The sequence below is a fragment of the Micromonospora sp. KC606 genome (assembly GCF_004348675.1).
GTDB lineage: Bacteria > Actinomycetota > Actinomycetes > Mycobacteriales > Micromonosporaceae > Micromonospora.
The window spans coordinates 1-19,323 of the sequence record NZ_SMKN01000110.1 but is presented as its reverse complement, the minus strand read 5'-3'; the positions used below and the strand labels follow the sequence as shown (position 1 = coordinate 19,323).

The window sequence follows — 19,323 nt, the reverse complement described above, 5'->3', positions numbered from 1 at the left end:
GTCCCCGCTCGCGCCGTCTCCGTCGGTCATGATGCTGGCCGCGTGGTTCGTCCGGTTTGCTGCCGTCAACCTCATGATCAACGCAGTTGAGGGTTCTGTCGTAGGTCGACAGTAGTGTCCGGTCTCACGTACGGTGGTCGGTCGGTGACGAAGGGGTCCCCCGTCCGGCGGCTGCGCTGTGTCAGGAGGCATGATGCTCATCGACTGCGATCGGTGTGAGATCCGGGGCCCCGGCTGCTCCGGCTGTCCGGTGACCGCCCTGCTCGACGACCTACCAGCTGACCTGGGCTCCGCCGAGCTCCGGGCGGTCGAGGTCTTCGCCCGGGCCGGGTTCGACGTGGAGGTGCTGGCCCACGAGAGCCGCCCGGCCCGTCCGGTTCGCCGCCGCCGGGCAGCCTGACCGGCCACCGGCTGCCCGCGCCGGGGCTGACGACGAGGGCTGGCACACCACCAGCGGCGCGTGTGCGCCCTGCCGCGCCGCGCCCCGCCCTGCCGCGCCCCGCCCTGCCGCGTCGCGCGGGCGTCGCGTCGCGTCGCGCGGGCACCCCGCCGGAGCGGGAAGCGACGGGCAATAGGATGGGCGCTCACGGCGGGAGGAGCGGCGGCATGGTACGGGGACGGCGCGACACCGGCAGGCCGGGGCACGACGGGATGCCGGCATGACACCGCGCGGTTGGGCGGTGCTGACCCTCACCGCCCTGGTGGTGGCCCTGCTGCTGGCCAGCGCCCTGCTGGTGCCGTGGCACCGCCCGCCGGCGCCCCGCGCCGACCAGCTCGCCGCGCTGCGTGACCTCCCCGTCGACCAGGTCGCCCGGGCCCGGGAGTTCCGCGCCGCGCTGCGGCCCGGGTCGTACGGCGCGCTGCTGGCCGGGCTGCTGGTGGCGCTGCTGCTGGGGCTCACCCCGCTCGGCGCCCGCCTGGTGGAGCTGGCCGGCCGGCCCTTCGGCGACCACTGGATCGCCCGGGCGGTGCTCGGCGGCCTCGCCGTCGTGCTCGTCGCCGACCTGATCACCCTGCCCTTCGCCGCCTGGCGGCAGTCCGTGCTCACCCGTTACGGCCTGAGCACCCACGGCTGGAGCGGCTGGACCGTCGACCTGCTCAAGTCGTACGCGGTCAGCGCCGTCATCGGCGTGGTCGCGTTGTTGGGCTTCTACACCGTCACCCGGCTCGCTCCCCGCTGGTGGTGGGCGTTCGCCGCCGCCGGAGCGGCCGGCCTGGTGGTGCTGCTGTCGTTCGTGCTGCCGGTGCTGGTGGAGCCGGTCTTCAACCGGTTCACCCCGATGGCGCAGGGGCCGCTGCGTACCGAGTTGATGGCGATGGCGGCCCGCGACGGCGTCCCGGTGCGCGACGTCCTCGTCGCCGACGCCTCCCGCCGCACGAAGGCGGTCAACGCGTACGTCTCCGGCCTGGGGCCGACCCGACGGGTGGTGGTCTACGACACCCTGCTGAGCGAGGCCACCCCCGCCGAGGTGACCAGCGTCGTCGCCCACGAGTTGGGGCACGCGAAGCAGCGGGACGTCGCGGTCGGCACCCTCACCGGCGCGCTCGGCTCCGCCGCCGCTGTCGTCGCCCTCTACCTGCTCGGCTCGTGGCCGCCGCTGACCCGGCTGGCGGGGGTGGAATCGGTCGCCGAGCCCCGGGCGTTCCCGCTGTTGATCGCCCTGGTGACGGTGGCCGGGCTGGTCGCCGCGCCGGCACAGGCGCTGATCTCCCGCCGGGTCGAGGCACGCGCCGACGCGCACGCGCTGGCACTCACCGGCGACCCGGCCACCTTCGAGGCGATGCAGCGCCGGCTGGCCGGCGTCAACCTGGCCGATCCCGACCCGCCGCGCTGGGAGTACCTCTGGTCGGCGTCGCACCCGTCCACCGTGGAGCGGATCGCCGCCGCCCGCGCCTACGTTAGGGAGGCCGGCGGATGAGCCGCACGCTGCTGATCACGAACGACTTCCCGCCCCGCCCCGGCGGCATCCAGTCCTTCGTGCACCACCTCGCCACACGTCAACCCGCCGGCTCGGTCGTCGTGTACGCCTCCAGTTGGCGCGGCGCGGCCACCTTCGACGCCGAGCAGCCCTTCCCGGTGGTCCGGGAGCGCACGCGGGTGCTGCTGCCCACCCCGCTGGTCGCCCGCCGGGCGGCCCGGCTGGCCCGCGAACACGGCTGCGACCGGGTCTGGTTCGGCGCGGCCGCGCCGCTGGGCCTGCTCGCCGCCGGGCTGCGCCGCCGGGCCGGCGTGCGCCGTGTGGTGGCGCTGACCCACGGCCACGAGGTCGGCTGGGCCGCGCTGCCGGCGGCGCGGGCCGCGCTACGCCACATCGGTCGGGGCGCCGACGTGGTTACCTATCTAGGCGACTACACCCGGGTACGTCTGGAGAAGGCCCTGCACGGGGTGACCACCCTGCGGCGGCTCGCCCCCGGGGTGGACGTCGACACCTACCACCCGGCGGTGGACGGCGATCCGGTGCGGGTCCGGCTGGGCCTGGCCGACCGCCCCGTGGTGGTCTGCGTGTCCCGCCTGGTGCCGCGCAAGGGACAGGACACGCTGATCCGGGCCCTGCCGGAGATCCGCCGCCGGGTGCCCGACGCGGCGCTGCTGGTCGTGGGCGGCGGGCCGTACCGGGCGGCGCTGGAGAAGCTGGCCCGGCAGGCCGGCGTGGAGCGGGACGTCGTCTTCACCGGCTCGGTGCCGGAGGCGGAGCTGCCCGCGCACTACGCCGCCGGCGACGTGTACGCGATGCCCTGCCGGACCCGTAACCGTGGGCTGGACGTGGAGGGCCTCGGCATCGTCTACCTGGAGGCATCCGCGTCCGGCCTGCCGGTGGTGGCCGGCGACTCTGGCGGCGCGCCCGACGCGGTCCGCGAGGGGGAGACCGGGTACGTGGTACGCGGCCGGGACGTGGCGCAGCTCGCCGACCGGGTTGCCACGCTGCTCGCCGACCGGGACCTGGCCCGCCAGCTCGGCGCGGCGGGACGGGCCTGGGTGGAGAAGGAGTGGCGTTGGGAGACCCAGGCCGAGCGGATGGCGGACCTGCTCGCCGGCTGACTGGGCGCAAGGCGCACGGGCCGGTCCGGCCAGCTGACCACGCCCCCGCACCGCAGCGCCATCGGGCCGGCAGCAGGGCGGGTGGATCGGGTCAGCGGAGGTTGGCCAGGAACCGTTCGGCCGGGGCGGGGCGGCCGAAGTGCCAGCCCTGGCCGGCGTCGCAGCCGATCGCGCGCAGCCGCTCGGCCTGCCCACCGGTCTCCACCCCCTCGGCGGTGACCGTCAGGTCCAGGGCGTGCGCCAGGGAGACCAGTGAGGCGAGGATCCGCTCGTCGGCGTGGGCCTCCGGGGCGCGCAGCCCGCGCACGAACTCCCCGGCCACCTTCAGCCCGGTCACCGGCAGGTCGCGCAGGTACGCCAGATTGCAGTAGCCGGTGCCGAAGTCGTCGATGGCGATGCGTACGCCGAGGTCGGCCAGCGCCCGCAGAGCCAGCACCGGCTCCTCGGCGGTGTTCATCATGGTGCTCTCGGTGATCTCCAGCTGGAGCCGCCGTGGCGGCAGGCCGGTCCGCCGCAGCAGACCGCTCACCTCCTGCACCAGGCCGGGGCGGTGGACCTGGCGCACGGCCAGGTTGACGCTGACGAACGGCGGGTCACCGGTGGCGGTAGTCCAGCTGCCCGCCTCCCGGCACGCCTCGGCGAGCACCCAGCCACCCAGCGGCACGATCAGCCCGGTCTCCTCGGCCAACCCGATGAAGCGGTCCGGGTGCAGCACCCCGAGCTGCGGGTGGCGCCAGCGCACCAGCGCCTCGACGCCGAGCAGCGTACCGTCGTGCAGCGACGTCAACGGCTGGTAGTCGAGGTAGAACTCGCCGCGCTCCAAGCCGGCGGGGATTGCCGCGCTGAGCGCCTGGCGGGCCAGTTCCCGGCCGTCGCGTTCGGCGTCGTACAGTTCCCAGCGCGCGCCCCCGGCCGCCTTCGCCCAGTGCAGGGTGCTGTCCGCGGCCCGCATCAGTTCGTCCGGGGACGCGTCGGCCACCTGCCGCTCGACGATACCGATGCTCGCCGTGAGCGCCACCTCATGGCCGTCGACGATCGTCGGCTCGGCCAGGGCGGCCAGCGCCGCCTCGGCGACGGCGACCACGTCTCCGGTCCCCGCGCAGCGTTCCACGAGGATGACGAAGGCGTCCCCGCCGAGCCGGGCGACCAGGTGGTCATCGACGGCTCGCCGCAGCCGGTGTGCCATCTCGACCAGCACCCGGTCGCCGGCTTGGTGGCCGTAGGAGTCGTTGACCCGCTTGAAGCGGTCCACGTCGAGGAAGCACAGCCCGATTCGGCGGGCCTTCCGCTCCGGTTCGTACACTGCCGCGGCGAGCCGGTCGGCGAACAGTTTGCGGTTGGGCAGGTCGGTCAACGAGTCGTGGGTGGCCTGGTGCCGGAACCGGGCCTCGCTGGCCCGCAGCGCCCGCTCCGCCTCGGTCCGGGCGGCCAGGTTGGCCCGTCGAATCGACTCCTGTTCGTCCAGCGTCCGGTCGCGCAGCGCCCGGGCGTACCCGGTGGCCACGGCGGCCAGCAGCCGGGCCATCCGGTCGTCGATGTCGTCGGCGACCAGTCCCAGGTCGCGGACGAGCCGCAGCTGGAGCACCTCCACGGTGCGGCCGAGCCCTTCGGCGGAGGCGATGTGCGCGTCGACCAGCTCGCCGCCCACCCGGTAGCCGACCCGTAGGTCGAGCGGCTCCGTCCGCAGGGCGTTGGCCAGTTCGTCGGTCAGCCGCTGTAGCAGCGCCTCCAGTTGGGCGTGCGTCATCGGCAGGTAACTGGTGCCGGAGACCGCCTTGGCCCAGGCGCGGGCGAACGCCCCGGGGCGGGACTGGCCGTCCTGAGGTTCACCCACCGAGCCGCCCGACTCCGCCCAGGAACACCGCCCGCTCGGCGTTCTCGGCGCTCTCCGCAGTCTCCGGACGCCACTGCGGCACCCAGACCACCCCGGGCTCGACCAGCTCGAAGCCGTCGAAGAAGGCGGCCAGCTCGGCACGGCCGCGTACCGACAGCGGATTGTCGGTGCGGCGGTAGACCTCTTCGGCCTCGACCCGCTGCGCCTCGTCGCGGCCCTCGTCGCTGGCCTGTGACAGGACCAGGTAGCTGCCCGGGGCGAGCGCCTGTCGCAGGGTCCGCAGCAGGTCGGCCGGACGGTCGCCGTCGGAGACGAAGTGCAGCACCGCAACCACGAGCACGGCGACCGGCTGGGAGAAGTCGAGCAGCCCGCGTACGTCGGGATGGGCCAGGATCCGGTCGGGGTGACGCAGGTCCTCCTGGATCACGGTGGCCCGGTCGTCGTCGGCGAGGATCTCCCGGCTGTGCGCCACAGCCACCGGGTCCACGTCGATGTACACCACCCGGGCGTCGGGCGCGGCCCGAAAGGCGACCTCGTGCACGTTGCCGACCGTCGGGATGCCGGAGCCGATGTCGAGGAACTGACGCACGCCCTGGTCGGTCAGGTACTGCACCGCGCGGCGCATGAACGCCCGGTTCGCCTGCGCCATCAGGGGGGCGTCCGGCACGGCCTCCACCATCGCCCGGGCCGCGGCGCGGTCGACGGCGAAGTTGTGCGAGCCTCCGAGGTAGTAGTCGTACATCCGGGCGACGCTGGGACGCTCGATGTCGATGTCGTCGGGTGCCCAGTCCGGCCGCTGCATCCTCTACCCCTTTGTCGATAGATGCGAAGTTGTGGCCCGGATGGGCCACGCGGGTATTGTGCCCCCCGCCTACGTGGGTGCAAAGACCGCGATCATTGGGTAATCGGACACTCACCCACCGCGTTCGTCGGCCCGGCCACCTCGGGCTGGCGAGGGACGGAAGGCCCGTGACCGACGGGCGGACGCGGGCCTTCCGGCGAGCGGGACGATCAGAACTTCGGTGCGTCCGGCGCCTCGAGCAGCCCGAGCCGCAGGGCGGTCATCAGCGCCTGGGCACGGTTGGCGGCGCCGAGCTTCTCGTAGAGCTTGGAGATGTGCGTCTTGGCGGTGGACTCGCTGACGAAGAGCTGCTTGGCGATGCCGGCCACGCTCATGCCGTCGGCGAGCAGCCGCAGCACCTGCCCCTCCCGTGGGGACAACTGCGGACCGGACGGGGCCAGCCGGCGCTTCATCGCCTCGGCCAGGTCGGCGGCGGTGAAGGCGCTGGGGGAGGAGGCGGCATGCCTGGCGGCGGCGACGACCTCGTCGGCCGGCGCGGTCTTCGGGACGAACGCGCTCGCGCCCGCCTCCAGGGCGCCGAAGAGCTGGTCGTCGCCGGCGTACATGGTGAGCACGACGATGCCCATCGAGGCGCTCGACTTACGCAACGCCCGGGTGGCCTCCAGGCCGCTGCCGTCGGGGAGCCGCAAATCCATGATCACGACATCCGGTTGCAGCGCGCCGGCCTGACGTACGCCCTCGGCGGCCGTGGCGGCCTCGCCGACCACCTCGAACTGCCGGTCGCGTTCGAAGGCATGCCGGAGACCCTTGCGGATCAGGTCGTGGTCGTCGACAAGGAGGACCTTGGTGCGGGTCGCCGGTGTCGGGCTTGTGGTCATCCTCGGGTTACTCCCCTTCTGCTGCTGTGCTGCCACGCAGGTTATCGCGCCGGGGCGACGAACCGACCACCACCGCAACGGTCGTCCCGCTCGGCTGCCGCGGCCTGATCTCCAACCGGCCCCGGATACGTTCCGCCCTCTCGGCCATGATCGCAAGACCGTAGTGTCCCTCGGTGCGCTGGTCACCGATGCCGTGACCGTCATCCGACACTTCGATCTGCGCGTACGGAGGGTCCACCTCGCAGGTGACCCACAGATTCGAGGCGCCGGCGTGCTTGCGGGCGTTCGTGACCGCCTCCTGCGCGATCCGCAGCAGCTCGGCCTCGGTGGCGGCGGGGAGCCGGGCGGTGGACTCGTCCAGCGACAGGTGCACCCGCAGCCCGCCGGAGGCGCCGACGGTACGGGCGTACTCGGCGATCGCGGCGGCCAGGCCGCCGTGTCGGTCCACCTCGCTGCGCAGCTCGAACAGGCTCAGCCGCAGCTCTGTGATGACCCGGGTCACCTCGTGGCGCAGCGCGCGGAGGCTCTCGGCGGTCTCCTCGGCGTCGTCGTGCACGGTGGCCAGGGCGTTGTCGATGCCGTAGCCGACCATCACCAGTTCCTGGGCGACCCCGTCGTGGATCTCCCGGGCCAGCCGCTGCCGCTCCTCGTTGGTGGCCAGCGACCGGACCTCGTCGAAGAGCAGCGCCGCCTCCAGCCGCAGCGCGGCCGGGCCGGTGAGCGCGGTCACCCGGGACACCGCCGGTGGCGGGTACGCCTGCGCCTCGTCCGCCTCCAACACCACCAGGCCGACCGTTCGGACCCCGGCGACCAGCGGCACGATCAGCGCCGACACCTCGCCGCCGTGGTGCGACCGGGCCTGCGAGCGGGCCGCCGTCTGCGGCTGCTGACTGGCCCAGGCGTCGGCGATGGCCGAGTCCGCGTCGAGGGTGGTCTCCCAGTCCACCCGGTCCGCACCCACCTGGGCGAGGACCACCAGCCGCCCGCCGCCGCTGGCGGACAGCACCGCCGCCCGCGCGCTCGGCGCCACCGGGCGCAGCTCCTCCAGCAGGTGCTCGGCGATGCCGCCCGGGTCCAGGGTGGCACCGGGCAGTTGGCGGGCCACCGTCCGCAGTTGGGTGAGCAGCCGGGTCGCCTCCGCGTACGGCTGCGGTTTGCCGTCGCCGCGGACCCGTATCACCTGGTGCAGGGCGCCCGCGGCCCAGAGGCCGAGCGCGGCCAGGATCAGCCACTGCGCGCAGACCGCGAGGTAGCCGGGCTGGCCGAGCTGCCGGCCGCCGTCCACCTCGGTGAGGGCGCCGGCGATCAGCAGGGTGGCCGCGGTGACGCCGAGCAGCGCCGCCCCCTCCTGGAACTGGCGGCGCAGCGCGGTCACCGTCACCGGCACCGCGAGGTAGGGCAGCACCGCGGAGGCCCCGAGCCCGCCGACCGACCCGCCGATCGTCGATTCGACGGCGACCTGGCTGGCGGCCAGTCCCAGCACCACCGACTCGGTCACCCGGCTCAGCGGACCGAGCAGCCGGTGCTCGGGGGCGAGCAGGGCGGGCAGCCCGGCGACCGCGAGCAGGGCGATCCACCAGAGCTGAACGGCGTCGTCGGTGGCGATCAGGGTCAGGACGGCGACCAGGACCAGCATCACCGCGCGCGCGGCGGCGGCGACGATCCGGGTCGAGGGCCGGACGAACGTGGGGGAGGACACGTGACGGATCGTAGTCAGACCCGGTAGATGTCGGCGATCTCGGACTCGTACGCCTTGTGCACGACCTGGCGTTTGACCTTGAGTGACGGGGTCAGCTCGCCGGTCGCCTCGGCGAAGTCCCGGGGCAGGATCCGGAACACCTTGATCGCCTCGGCCTTCGACACCGACTGGTTGGCCTGGTCGACCGCGCGCTGGATCTCCGCGCGCAGCGCCTCGTCCTCGCACAGCCGCGCGACCGGGGTGTCCGCCGGCAGGTCGCGGGCGGCGAGCCACTTCGGCAGCGCCTCCTCGTCGATCGTGACCAGGGCGGCGATGAACGGCTGCCGGTCGCCGACCACCAGGCACTGGCTGACCAGATGGTGCGCCCGGACCTGGTCCTCCAGCACGGCCGGGGCCACGTTCTTGCCGCCGGCCGTCACGATGATCTCCTTCTTTCGGCCGGTGATGCTGAGGAACCCGTCGTTGTCGAGCCGACCCAGGTCGCCGGTGCGGAACCAGCCGTCACTGGTGAGCGCCTCGGCGCTGGCAGCCTCGTTCTTCCAGTAGCCCCGGAAGATCAGATCACCGGCGATCAGGACCTCGCCGTCGTCCTCGATCCGGATGGTCACCCCGGGCAACGGGCGGCCCACGGTGCCGATCTTCGTGGCGCCGGGCAGGTTCGCGGTGGCGGCGGGAGAGGTCTCGGTCAGGCCGTAGCCCTCGCAGACGGTCACCCCGATGCCACGGAAGAAGTGCCCGAGACGGGCACCCAGCGGCGCGCCACCGGAGATCGCGTCCCGGCACCGGCCGCCGAGCGCGGCCCGCAGCTTGCGGTAGACCAGCTTGTCGAAGACCGCGTGCTGGACCCGCAGCGCCACTCCCGGCCCGTCGGCGGTCTCCAGCGCCTCGCTGTACGCGATGGCGACCCGCTCGGCTCGCTCGAAGATCGCGCCCTTGCCCTCGGCCTCGGCCTTCTGCCGGGCCCCGTTGTAGACCTTCTCGAAGACCCGGGGCACGGAGAGCACGAAGGTCGGCCGGAACTCCTGGAGCTCGGCGACCAGGTTCTTGGGGTCCGCGCAGTGCGCCATGGTGGCCCGGGCCTGCACCGCGCCGATCTGGATGAGCCGGGCGAAGGCGTGCGCCAGCGGCAGGAAGAGCAGGGTCGACGCGCCGGGGCCGAAGAGGTTCGGCAGCACCGGCACCGCGTTGGCGATGTCGGCGTACATGTTGCGGTGGGTCAGCACGCAGCCCTTGGGGCGGCCGGTGGTGCCGCTGGTGTAGATGATCGTGGCGATGTCGCCGGCCTGGACCGCCTTGCGCCGCCGCTCGACCTCCGCCGGGTCGACCGAGGCGCCCAATGCCACGATCTCGTCCACCCCGCCCCGCTCGATCTGCCAGACGTGGCGCAGTTCGGGCAGCCGCTCGCGGACGCCGGTGACGAGGGCGGCGTGCGCGTCCGACTCGACCGCGACCGCGACCGCGCCGGAGTCGGCGAGGATCCAGGCGGCCTGCTCGGCGCTGGAGGTCTCGTAGATCGGCACGGTCACCGCGCCGGCCGCCCAGATGGCATAGTCGAGCAGGGTCCACTCGTACCGGGTGCGGCTCATCAGCGCCACCCGGTCGCCGGGGTCGACCCCGGCCGCGACCAGGCCCCGGGCCACGGCGACCACCTCGTCGCGGAACTCGCGGCAGGTCACGTCGACCCGGCTGGCGCCGGCCGGAGCGGGACGGACGAACTGCACCGCGCCCGGAGCGGCCGCGGCGTTGTCCCAGACCGGGTCGGTCAGGTTGGCCGCGTCGCCGACGGTGACGATCGGCGGAACGGAGAACTCGCGCACCTGCACTCCCTCGTGCTCGGACTGTCCGGGCCGGCGGCCACGGCGGTTCGGTTTTGACGAAACCTACCCGTACCCCCCGGTGGGTGGGCCAGGGAGGTTGCCCGTCCGGCGGGTGAGATGCCCGGAACGACCGGAACGCCCGGAACGGCCGGGACGACCGGCGCGAAACGGCGGGACGCCCGGCGCGGGAGGCGCGGAGGGTTCGACTCCCACGCGGCGCGGTGGGTGGAGCGACGCGGGCGGAGGTGGCTGCGGGTAGCCTCCCCCCATGGCGGACTCCTCCACCCAGTCGATCACCATCGGAGCGTCACCTGATCGGGTGGCGGCGGTCATCTGCGACTTTCCGAGCTACCCCGAATGGACCGAGGCGGTACGTCGGGCGGAGGTGATCGAGGAGTACGAGGACGGCTACGCCAGCCAGGTCCGGTTCACCATCGACGCCGGCGTGCTGGCCGACGAGTACGTGCTGGCCTACGAGTACGCCGAGGACCTGTCCCGCGTCGAGTGGCACCTGGTGGCACCGTCGCGGATGCAGAAGTCGCAGCGCGGGTCGTACGACATCGTCGGCGACCCCGACGGCACCTGCACCGTGACGTACACGCTGGAGGTGGAGCTGTCGGTGGGCATGCTCGGTATGTTCCGCCGCAAGGCCGAGAAAATGATTATGGATACGGCGTTGAAGCAGCTCAAGCGCCGGGTAGAGGAGTCCGGTGCGGCACAGTGACGCGCCGGCTCGCGGCAGGGTAGAGGAGCCGGTCATGGAGGTTACGGATCCGGGCTCCGCCCGGGAGGAGGCCGAGCGGCTGGTGGCCACGCTGCTCGCCACGACGCGGCTGGCCACGTCCGGTCCCGGCGCCGCCGCGTGGGGTCCGATCGGTGGGATGCTCTCGGGTGTCCTGGGTCACAGTCCTGGAGCCTCCCGCCCGGCGGGGGACGGCGGCGGATCCGGGGGATTCGCCACCGGAGCACCGGAATGCTGCGTCTGTCCGGTCTGTCGGGGCATAGCCGCGTTGCGAGACCCGAGCCCGGAGTTCGCCGAGCGGCTCGCCACCGGCGCCGGTGATCTGGCCGCCGGGATCGCCAGTCTGCTGCGGGCGTTCGCGTCGGCCGGGAGCGGGGAAGCCCCCCACGGGACGCCCGCCGGCACCACGGCGGGCGCCGGGGCCGATCCCGACGGCGACCACGTGTGGCGCGAGGCCACCCGTTCCGGGCATGATTCTCCGTCGGCGTCGGCGTCGGCGTCGGCGTCGGAGCGGGACGTCTGGTCCGCCGCCACCCGCGCGGAGGCCTCGGTCGTTCCGGCCCCCGCCACCCCGCCCGTCGACGACGCCGGGCCGGCCGCGCCGGCCCAGGTCCGGTCGGCGGCCGACCGTCCGGTGGTGCCCGCCTCGCGGGCATCCGCCGGTGCGGGTGGGGACGCACCAGGCGACGGGGCCTGATCACCGGACACCCGACGACGGCCGGTCCGGCCGATGTCGGGCAGCACAGCAGAGGGGAGTGGCAGCGGTGACGCTGACCATCGGAGTCGACGTCGGTGGCACGAAGGTGGCCGGCGGTGTCGTCGACGACACCGGCAGGGTTCTCGTGCAGGCCCGACGGGACACCCCCGCGGACGACGTCGGCAAGACCCGAGACGTCATCACCGAGCTGGTCGCCGAGCTGGCCGCCGGCCACGACGTCCAGGCGGTCGGCATCGGCGCGGCCGGGTGGATCGACGCCTCCCGCTCCACAGTGCTCTTCGCCCCGAACCTGGCCTGGCGCGACGAGCCGCTGCGCGAGTACGTCAGCAACGCCGCCGGCCTGCCGGTGATCGTGGAGAACGACGGCAACGTCGCGGCCTGGGCCGAGTTCCGCTACGGCGCGGCCCGCGACGCCGACGACTCGATGATCATGTTCACCGTCGGCACCGGCGTCGGTGGCGGCATCGTGCTCGGCGGTGAGCTGGTCCGGGGAGCCAACGGCATCGCCGCCGAACTGGGTCACATGCTCACCGTGCCCGACGGGCACCAGTGCGGCTGCGGGCGGCTCGGCTGTCTCGAGCAGTACGCCAGCGGCAGCGCCCTGGTCCGGTTCGCGCGGGCCGGCGCCCGGCAGGAGCCGCAGCGGGCCGCCAGCCTGCTGGAACTGGCCGCCGGCGAGGCCGAGGGGATCACCGGCCCGATGGTGACCGCCGCCGCGCGGGCCGGCGACCCGGTCTCGACAGAGGCGTTCGCCCAGGTCGGCCGCTGGCTGGGCACCAGCCTCGCCGACATGGCCCAGATCCTCGACCCGCAGGTGCTGGTGGTCGGCGGCGGCGTGATCGAGGCCGCCGACCTGCTGCTCGGTCCGGCCCGGCGGTCCTTCACCGACGCGCTGGCCCAGCGCAGCCGGCTGCCGGTCGCCGAGGTACGCCCCGCCGAGCTGGGCAACAGCGCCGGCGTCATCGGCGCCGCCGATCTCGCCCGCCGGCTGTGACCGTCGCCGGACAGCCGGCCGGGGTGCCGCTGCGGGTGGTGTCGTACAACATCCACAGCCAGCGGGACGACGCCGCCGCCCTGGCGGCCGTGGTCCGCGCGGTCGCGCCCGACGTGGTGGTCGTGCAGGAGGGCCCCCGCCGGTTCCGGTGGCGGCAGCGCTGCGCCGCGCTGGCCGAGTCGTTCGGGCTGGTGGTGGCCGCCGGCGGCCTGCCGTCGCTGGGTAACCTGCTGCTGACCAGCCTCCGGGTACGGGTGCTCGCCGCCCGGTGCCAGCGTTTCCCGCTCACCCCGGGGCGGCACCTGCGCGGCACCGCGTACGCCGAGTGTCGGGTCGGCGGGGCGGTCTTCCTGTTGGCCGGCTCGCACCTGTCCACCGATCCGGCGGAGCGTCCCGGCCAGGCCGCCCTGCTCCGGCGGGAACTGGCCGGCGCGACGCTGCCGGTGGTCCTCGGCGCGGACCTCAACGACGGCCCGGACTCGGCGACCTGGCGGACGGTGGGGGAGGGGCTGACCGACGCGGCGGTCGCCGCCGGCGCCGCAGGCCTGCACACCTACCCGTGCGCCGACCCGCGCCGGCGCATCGACGCGCTCTTCGTCGACCCTCGGGTGACCGTGGTCGGGTACGACGTGGTCGACACCCCGCAGACCCGGCGCGCCAGCGACCACCTCCCGGTCCTGGCCGACCTGCTCCTGCCCGGGGCCGACTGACCACGGCCCGCCGCCGCCGGCGCGGCGTCGCGCGGGCCCGCGGATCCTCGCGTGCCCGGTGCGCCGGGCTGGACAACCGGCTCCGGGTGCGGGGAGGATGCCCGTCGAACCGGCGTTCGTGCCGCACAAAGGAGATATCCCGGTGCCTCCCTCCACCGAGCACGGCCGGCCCGATCCGGAGACCGTCACGCTCGCCCTGAGCCGGGACGGCCGCCCGGTCTCCGACCGGGGTGACACGGTCTGCGTCATCGGCGCCGGCGCCAGCGGCCTCACCGCCATCAAGAACCTCGTCGAGCACGGCTTCGGCGTCGACTGCTACGAGCGGGAGACCGGCGTCGGCGGGGCGTGGAACTGGCGGCACGACCGCAGCCCGGTGTACGCCAGCGCCCACCTGATCTCGTCGCGGCCGTTCACCCAGTTCCCCGACTTCCCGATGCCGGACTCCTGGCCGGACTACCCGCACCACAGCCAGCTGCTGTCCTACCTGGAGCGGTACGCCGACCACTTCGACCTGCGTCGGCACATCTGGTTCGGCACCGAGGTCGTCCGGGTCGAGCCGGTCGACGGCGACCGCTGGGACGTCACCACCCGCAGCACCGGCGGGTACGGCCCGGAGCGGACGCTGCGCTACGCCGCCGTCGTCGTCGCCAACGGGCACAACTGGTCGCCGAAGCTGCCCCACTACGACGGGCTGGAGGAGTTCCGGGGCGAGGTGATGCACGCCTCGTCCTACAAGGACCCGGCCCAGCTGCGCGGCAAGCGAGTGCTGGTGGTCGGCGCCGGCAACACCGGCTGCGACATCGCGGTCGAGGCCGCCCAGCAGGCGTCCTGCTGCTGGCACTCCACCCGGCGCGGCTACTGGTACGCCCCGAAGTACGTCCTTGGTCGCCCCGCCGACCAGGTCAACGACCTGCTGCTGACCCTGCGTGTGCCGCTGCGGCTGCGGCAGTGGCTCTACCACCGGATGCTGCGGCTCACCGTCGGTGACCTGACGCGGTTCGGTCTGCCGAGGCCCGACCACCGGATCTACGAGACCCACCCGATCGCCAACAGCCAGCTGGTCTACCACGTCGGCCACGGGCAGATCACCCCGGTGCCCGACGTGGCCCGGTTCCACGGCGGCGGGGTCACCCTCGCCGACGGCCGGGAGATCGAGCCCGAGCTGGTCGTCTTCGCCACCGGCTACCTGCCCCGCTTCGAGTTCCTCGACCCGAAGACGCTCGGTGACGACGACGGGTCGGGACGTCCCCGCCTCTGGCTGCACGCCTTCGCACCTGAGCAGCCCACCCTCGCGGTGGCCGGCCTGCTGCAACCGGACTCCGGCGTGTTCCCCCTGACGCACTGGCAGACCGTCCTGTTCGCCCGGCTGCTCCAGGCCCGCCTGGCCCGCCCGGAGCGGGCCGCCGTCTTCGCCGCCCGGGTGGTCGCCGGGGCGGGTGAGCGCTACTCGGGGAAGGTCACGGACAGCAGCCGGCACTGGTTCGAGGTGGGGCACGTGACGTACCTGCGCGCCGTGCAGCGCGCCCTCGACGAACTGGAGGCCCGGTGAGCGCGAGGAATGTAGCGCAGCGGAGTCCCGCAGTCGCGAACGAACTGGAGGCCCGGTGAGCGCGAGGAATGTAGCGCAGCGGAGTCCCGCAGTCGCGAACGAACTGGAGGCCCGGTGAGCGCGATCAACGAGCGGGTGCGCATCCTGCGCGGGCGGGAGTGGGCCCGGCCGGTCCGCCCGGTCCGGCGGGAGGTGCGGGGGGTCACCCCGGAGCTGGACGAGGGGCGACCGCCGTTGCTCTTCGTGCCGGGTTTCGGGCACGGGGCCTGGGCGTTCGCCGAGCACTGGCTGGAACACGCCGCGTCGCGCGGCTTTCCCGCGTACGCGATGAGCCTGCGCGGGCACGGCGGCAGCGACCCAGCGCCGGAGGCGACGCTGCGGGCGTACACCCATGATGTGGTGCAGGTGGCCGCGGAGCTGCCGCGCCAGGCGGTGCTGGTGGGGCACGGGGCCGGGGCGCTCGTGGTCACCCGCGCGCTGGCCCGCTACCCGGCTCGGGCGGCGGTGCTGGTCGCGCCGGTGCTCGGCGGATGGTCGACGGCGGGTGTGGCGCTGCGCCGCAACCCGACCGGGACGCTGCCCGCGCTGTTCGGCGGCCCGCTGCGGCTCAACCGTCGGCAGTTGTTCAGCCGGGAACTGCCCGAGGCCGAGGCCCGGCGGCACGTTTCGCGGCTCGGCCGGGCCGGCCGGCGGGCTCAGTGGCAGCTGCTGTCCGGCCGGCCGCCGGAGCCGGCGGTGGGCCGGCCACCGGTGTTGGTGCTGGGCAGCCCCGACGACCGGGTGGTGCCGCCGGCTGCCCTGGTCCGGGCCGCCCGCCGCTACGGCTCGGCCCCGCTGCTCTTTCCCGGAATGGGGCACGACCTGATGCTCGACGCCCGCTGGCGGGAGCCGATCGACGCGATCCTCGACTGGCTGGTCAAGGAGCCGCAGCGGGTGTGAGGGGCGCGGCCGGCCCGGCGGCTCAGCCCGAGCTGCCCAGCCGGCGCACCAGCGAGCCGGTCTCGTCCAGGGCGCTGAGGTAGGAGCGGGCCCAGGCCCGGATGTCGTGGCGGTGCAGGTGCCCGCGCATGGCGCGCATCCGGTCGCGGGCGTCGTCCGGGTTGGCCCGCAACGCCGAGAGCAGCATCTGCTTGAGCCCTTCCAGGTCGTGCGGGTTGACCAGGTACGCCTGCTCCAGCTCCGCCGCCGCGCCGGCGAACTCGCTGAGCAGCAGCGCGCCGGTGTCGTCGATGCGGGCGGCGACGTACTCCTTGGCGACGAGGTTCATCCCGTCCCGCAGCGGGGTCACCGCCATCACGTCGGCGACCCGGTAGAGGGCGGCCAGCTCGCTGCGGTCGAAGGGCTGGGTGAGGTAGTGGATCGCCGGTTCACCGACCCGGCCGAACTCGCCGTTGATCCGTCCCACCTCGCGTTCGATCCGCTCGCGCAGGATCTGGTACTGGCCGACCCGTTCCCGGCTCGGCATGGCGACCTGCACCAGCACCGTGTCGCGGACCTTCACGTCGCCGCTGACCAGCAGCTCGCTGTAGGCCTTGAGGCGCTGCTCGATGCCCTTGGTGTAGTCCATCCGGTCGACGCTGAGAATCACGTGCTCCGGGTCGCCCAGGTCGTGCCGCAGCCGCCGGGCCCGGGCGGTCACGTCGGGGCGGCCCGCCAGCGCGGCCATCTCGGCGGTGTCGATCGACACCGGGTACGCCCCGACCCGCACCATCCGGTCGCCGACGTCGATCCGCTGGTCGGTGGCCGGCTGGTCGAGCACCTTGGCGACGAGCTGGGCGAAGTTGTGCGCGGCCTGGGCACGCTGGAAGCCGATCAGGTCGGCGCCGAGCATCCCACGCAGCAGCTCGGCCCGGCGGGGCAACTGCATGAACAGTTCCGGCGGCGGGAAGGGCACGTGCAGGAAGAAGCCGATGCGCAGGTCGGGACGGAGCTCGCGGAGCAGCCCGGGGACCAGTTGCAGGTGGTAGTCCTGCACCCAGACGAGACCGCCCGGCTCGGCCACCGTTGCGGCGGCCTCGGCGAACCGCTGGTTGACCCGCTGGTACGCCTCCCACCAGCGTCGGTGGTACTCGGGCTGCTCGACCGCGTCGTGGTAGAGCGGCCAGAGGGTCGCGTTGGCGAAACCCTCGTAGTGGTCGCGCAGGTCCTCGGCGGTGAGCGGGACGGTGTGCAGGCGGACGCCGTCCACGTCGGGGTAGCTGGGTGCCGGGCCGGTGCCGCCGGCCCAGCCGACCCAGGTCGCCGGGGTGTGCCGCAGCAGCGGGTGCAGGGCGCTGACCAGCCCGCCCGGGCTGCGGCGCCACTCGCAGGCGCCGTCGGGGGCCACGCTGTCATCGATGGGCAGCCGGTTGGCCACCACCACGAGGGAACTCTGTCGCATCTCGGGGATTCCGCTCCGCAGCCGGGTCGACCGCCGTGGGTAGAGGAACAACCGGGCAGCCGGTGGGGGAAGTGACGTACAGAAGTGTTCCTACTGACCGTAAGTTACACCCCTGTTACCCCTGCGCGGGGGACCCGTGGCGTCCCGCGATACGGGCACAGCGGAACGTGACCGGCGCCACCGGCTCAGACGACGGCGCCGTCGTCCGGGTCGTGGTCCTCCTCGTCGCCGGGGCGCAGCCGCCAGACCAGCGTGACGAAACCGGCGAGTATGCCGGTGAAGCCGAGCAGCGTCACCACCGAGGTGTCCACCGGCAGCAGCGACGGGTTGAGAAAGAGCACGAAGCCGACGACGATCGACAGCACGCCCACCGTGGCGTACTTGGAGATGCGGGGTAGCGGCGGCGGCGGGGGCGGGGTGTAGCCCTCGTCCGGGTCGTCGGGCAGGTCCGCGCCGAAGGTGTCCAGCCCGTCCAGCAGCGAAGGCTCGTCGTGCCGACCTCGGCCCACCGAGATCCCCGAGATGTCTGCCGCGTACGGCAGCCGGCGCACGTCCGTGGCGGTCGGGCCGGTGGCCTCCTCGGCGCGGCTCGCGGTGGCGGCCGCGCCGCCGGCCCGGTCGGCGGGTTCGTCGTCGACGTCCTCGGCGTCCGGCCAGGGGTGGCTGCCCGCGGCCGGCGTGGTGTGGAAGGCCGCGACGAGCCGGTCCCACTCGGCGTCGACGTCCGGCTCGGCGCGCGGCGGCTCCGGGTTCGACTCGTCGGCGAGCTGGGTGAGGTAGTCGCGGGCGGTGGTCAGGTGCGAGCGGTCGACGAAGAGCCGATCGACCGGGCGGGCCGGGACCGTGGTGGTGCGGGTGACCGGGTTCAGGTCGGCGGAGGGCTGGAGGTATGCGGCGATGCCACCGGCGGCGAGGACGTCGAGCAGATGCTCACCGACCCGCGGGTCGACGTCGCCCGCGACGGCGAACTCGCTCGCGTCGAGCCCGTTGTCCCGCCGTCCCCGGCGGGCACCACCACCCGCTGACACCGGACATCCTCCTCGGCGGTCATGTCGGCGCCCCGTACGCCGTGCCTTGAATCGTGACACGTCCGGACCCTGTTCCGGGAGTGCGTTGTGGCGTGCCGCTCCCGGTTCGTAGGCTCAGGGTCGACGATCCCGCCGCCGACGGGCCGACCGGCCGCCGGCGCTGGCGCCGTCCGCCCACACAACGCCGGAAGGACACCCTTGCTGTACTGGCTGATGAAGTACATCATCCTCGGCCCACTGCTCAGGCTGATCTTCCGTCCGCAGGTCGAGGGGCTGCACCACCTGCCCGCCACCGGTCCGGTGATCCTCGCCAGCAACCACCTCTCCTTCTCGGACTCGATCTTCACGCCGCTGGTCGTCCCGCGAAAAGTCACATTCATCGCCAAAGCGGAGTACTTCACCGGTAAGGGCATCAAGGGCTGGCTGACCAAGGCGTTCTTCGCCGGCACCGGCTGCATCCCGGTCGACCGCAGCGGCGGCCGGGCCGCCCAGGCGGCGCTGGACACCCAGCTCGCGGTGTTGGGCGCCGGTGGCGTCGCCGGCATCTACCCGGAGGGGACCCGCTCGCCGGACGGCCGGCTCTTCCGGGGCAAGACCGGGGTGGCCCGGCTGGCCCTGGTCAGCGGCGCCCCGGTGGTGCCGATGGCCATGCTCAACTCCGACGAGATCCAACCGACCGGCCAACTCGTGCCCAACCTGGGCCGGGTCCGCATCCGTTTCGGCGCGCCGCTGGACTTCTCCCGGTACGCCGGAATGGCCGGCGACCGGTTCGTCGAGCGCGCCGTCACCGACGAGATCATGTACGAGCTGATGGAGCTCTCCGGCCGCGAGTACGTCGACATGTACGCCGCCAAGCTGAAGAACCAGCCACCGGCCGCCCGCCAGCCCGTCGCCGCTTGACCCGCCTGTCGCCTACCTACCTACCTACCTACCTACCTACCCGCCCGGTCCGCCTGCCGGCCTGGCCGGTCCGATTGCCCGCCTGGCCGCTCCGCCCGGTCCGCTTGCCGGCCTGGCCGGTCCGATTGCCCGCCTGGCCGCTCCGCCCGGTCCGCTTGCCGGCCTGGCCGGTCCGATTGCCCGCCTGGCCGCTCCGCCCGGTCCGCTTGCCGGCCTGGCCGGTCCGATTGCC

At 73.8% G+C, this 19,323-nt stretch carries 17 protein-coding genes; 10 read left to right on the top strand and 7 right to left on the bottom strand.

Going from position 1 to position 19,323, the window contains the following annotated elements; translation table 11 throughout:
- Positions 1-193: 193 nt before the first annotated feature.
- The 3 genes from E1193_RS19865 to E1193_RS19855 all read left to right on the top strand — a co-directional run bounded on the left by E1193_RS19865 (position 194) and on the right by E1193_RS19855 (position 3,040).
- Positions 194-400, top strand: a complete 207-nt coding sequence (locus tag E1193_RS19865) for a hypothetical protein (RefSeq protein ID WP_132184690.1) — start codon at positions 194-196, stop codon at positions 398-400.
- 259 nt (positions 401-659) lie between these two features.
- Complete coding sequence (locus E1193_RS19860) at positions 660-1,919, top strand: M48 family metallopeptidase (RefSeq protein WP_132184689.1); 1,260 nt, start codon at positions 660-662, stop codon at positions 1,917-1,919.
- Complete coding sequence (locus E1193_RS19855; RefSeq protein WP_132184688.1) at positions 1,916-3,040, top strand: glycosyltransferase family 4 protein; 1,125 nt, start codon at positions 1,916-1,918, stop codon at positions 3,038-3,040. Before E1193_RS19860 ends, E1193_RS19855 begins: the two co-directional genes overlap by 4 nt.
- 91 nt (positions 3,041-3,131) lie before the next feature.
- On the opposite strand, the gene E1193_RS19850 is transcribed toward E1193_RS19855, so the two are convergent.
- The 5 genes from E1193_RS19850 to E1193_RS19830 form a co-directional block, all read right to left on the bottom strand.
- Entirely contained in the window at positions 3,132-4,787 is a 1,656-nt protein-coding gene (locus tag E1193_RS19850) for a bifunctional diguanylate cyclase/phosphodiesterase (RefSeq protein WP_132184693.1), read from the bottom strand.
- 79 nt (positions 4,788-4,866) lie between these two features.
- A complete protein-coding gene (locus tag E1193_RS19845; RefSeq protein WP_132184687.1) occupies positions 4,867-5,676 on the bottom strand; it encodes an SAM-dependent methyltransferase in 810 nt (269 codons plus the stop codon).
- A 209-nt stretch (positions 5,677-5,885) separates the two neighbouring features.
- Positions 5,886-6,554 (bottom strand): response regulator transcription factor, encoded by a 669-nt coding sequence (locus E1193_RS19840; protein ID WP_007072219.1) that lies wholly within the window; start codon positions 6,552-6,554, stop codon positions 5,886-5,888.
- A gap of 7 nt (positions 6,555-6,561) precedes the next feature.
- Positions 6,562-8,190 carry a GAF domain-containing sensor histidine kinase gene (locus E1193_RS19835; RefSeq protein ID WP_132184692.1) on the bottom strand — a complete coding sequence of 543 codons (1,629 nt, stop codon included), beginning with the start codon at positions 8,188-8,190 and terminating at the stop codon, positions 6,562-6,564.
- A gap of 77 nt (positions 8,191-8,267) precedes the next feature.
- Complete coding sequence (locus E1193_RS19830) at positions 8,268-10,070, bottom strand: long-chain fatty acid--CoA ligase (RefSeq protein WP_132184686.1); 1,803 nt, start codon at positions 10,068-10,070, stop codon at positions 8,268-8,270.
- Between the two features lie 268 nt (positions 10,071-10,338).
- On the opposite strand from E1193_RS19830, the gene E1193_RS19825 reads away from it, so the two are divergent.
- The 6 genes from E1193_RS19825 to E1193_RS19800 all read left to right on the top strand — a co-directional run bounded on the left by E1193_RS19825 (position 10,339) and on the right by E1193_RS19800 (position 15,722).
- Entirely contained in the window at positions 10,339-10,794 is a 456-nt protein-coding gene (locus E1193_RS19825; protein WP_132184685.1) for an SRPBCC family protein, read from the top strand.
- A gap of 34 nt (positions 10,795-10,828) precedes the next feature.
- Entirely contained in the window at positions 10,829-11,509 is a 681-nt protein-coding gene (locus E1193_RS19820) for a hypothetical protein (protein WP_132184684.1), read from the top strand.
- A gap of 67 nt (positions 11,510-11,576) precedes the next feature.
- A complete protein-coding gene (locus tag E1193_RS19815; protein ID WP_132184683.1) occupies positions 11,577-12,524 on the top strand; it encodes an ROK family glucokinase in 948 nt (315 codons plus the stop codon).
- Positions 12,521-13,234, top strand: a complete 714-nt coding sequence (locus tag E1193_RS19810; RefSeq protein WP_132184682.1) for an endonuclease/exonuclease/phosphatase family protein — start codon at positions 12,521-12,523, stop codon at positions 13,232-13,234. The genes E1193_RS19815 and E1193_RS19810 overlap by 4 nt, the downstream gene beginning before the upstream one ends.
- A gap of 142 nt (positions 13,235-13,376) precedes the next feature.
- Positions 13,377-14,783, top strand: coding sequence for an NAD(P)-binding domain-containing protein (locus tag E1193_RS19805; RefSeq protein ID WP_132184681.1), 1,407 nt, complete (start codon positions 13,377-13,379; stop codon positions 14,781-14,783).
- A 123-nt stretch (positions 14,784-14,906) separates the two neighbouring features.
- Positions 14,907-15,722, top strand: coding sequence for an alpha/beta fold hydrolase (locus E1193_RS19800; protein ID WP_132184691.1), 816 nt, complete (start codon positions 14,907-14,909; stop codon positions 15,720-15,722).
- A gap of 22 nt (positions 15,723-15,744) precedes the next feature.
- Here the strand turns inward: E1193_RS19800 and E1193_RS19795 are convergent, their stop codons facing one another.
- Positions 15,745-17,163, bottom strand: a complete 1,419-nt coding sequence (locus tag E1193_RS19795) for a trehalose-6-phosphate synthase (protein WP_132184680.1) — start codon at positions 17,161-17,163, stop codon at positions 15,745-15,747.
- A 185-nt stretch (positions 17,164-17,348) separates the two neighbouring features.
- The gene (locus E1193_RS19790) at positions 17,349-18,191 is read right to left on the bottom strand and encodes a DUF308 domain-containing protein (protein ID WP_132184679.1); all 843 of its coding nucleotides are present in this window, start codon (positions 18,189-18,191) and stop codon (positions 17,349-17,351) included.
- Between the two features lie 198 nt (positions 18,192-18,389).
- Between E1193_RS19790 and E1193_RS19785 the strand changes: the two genes are divergently transcribed.
- Entirely contained in the window at positions 18,390-19,091 is a 702-nt protein-coding gene (locus E1193_RS19785; protein ID WP_132184678.1) for a lysophospholipid acyltransferase family protein, read from the top strand.
- Positions 19,092-19,323: the final 232 nt, after the last annotated feature.

Coding starts and splice junctions, on each gene's coding strand:
- E1193_RS19865 (WP_132184690.1), top strand. CDS start 194: ATGCTCATCGACTGCGATCGGTGTGAGATCCGGGGCCCCGGCTGCTCC.
- E1193_RS19860 (WP_132184689.1), top strand. CDS start 660: ATGACACCGCGCGGTTGGGCGGTGCTGACCCTCACCGCCCTGGTGGTG.
- E1193_RS19855 (WP_132184688.1), top strand. CDS start 1,916: ATGAGCCGCACGCTGCTGATCACGAACGACTTCCCGCCCCGCCCCGGC.
- E1193_RS19850 (WP_132184693.1), bottom strand. CDS start 4,787: ATGACGCACGCCCAACTGGAGGCGCTGCTACAGCGGCTGACCGACGAA.
- E1193_RS19845 (WP_132184687.1), bottom strand. CDS start 5,676: ATGCAGCGGCCGGACTGGGCACCCGACGACATCGACATCGAGCGTCCC.
- E1193_RS19840 (WP_007072219.1), bottom strand. CDS start 6,554: ATGACCACAAGCCCGACACCGGCGACCCGCACCAAGGTCCTCCTTGTC.
- E1193_RS19835 (WP_132184692.1), bottom strand. CDS start 8,190: ATGCTGGTCCTGGTCGCCGTCCTGACCCTGATCGCCACCGACGACGCC.
- E1193_RS19825 (WP_132184685.1), top strand. CDS start 10,339: ATGGCGGACTCCTCCACCCAGTCGATCACCATCGGAGCGTCACCTGAT.
- E1193_RS19820 (WP_132184684.1), top strand. CDS start 10,829: ATGGAGGTTACGGATCCGGGCTCCGCCCGGGAGGAGGCCGAGCGGCTG.
- E1193_RS19795 (WP_132184680.1), bottom strand. CDS start 17,163: ATGCGACAGAGTTCCCTCGTGGTGGTGGCCAACCGGCTGCCCATCGAT.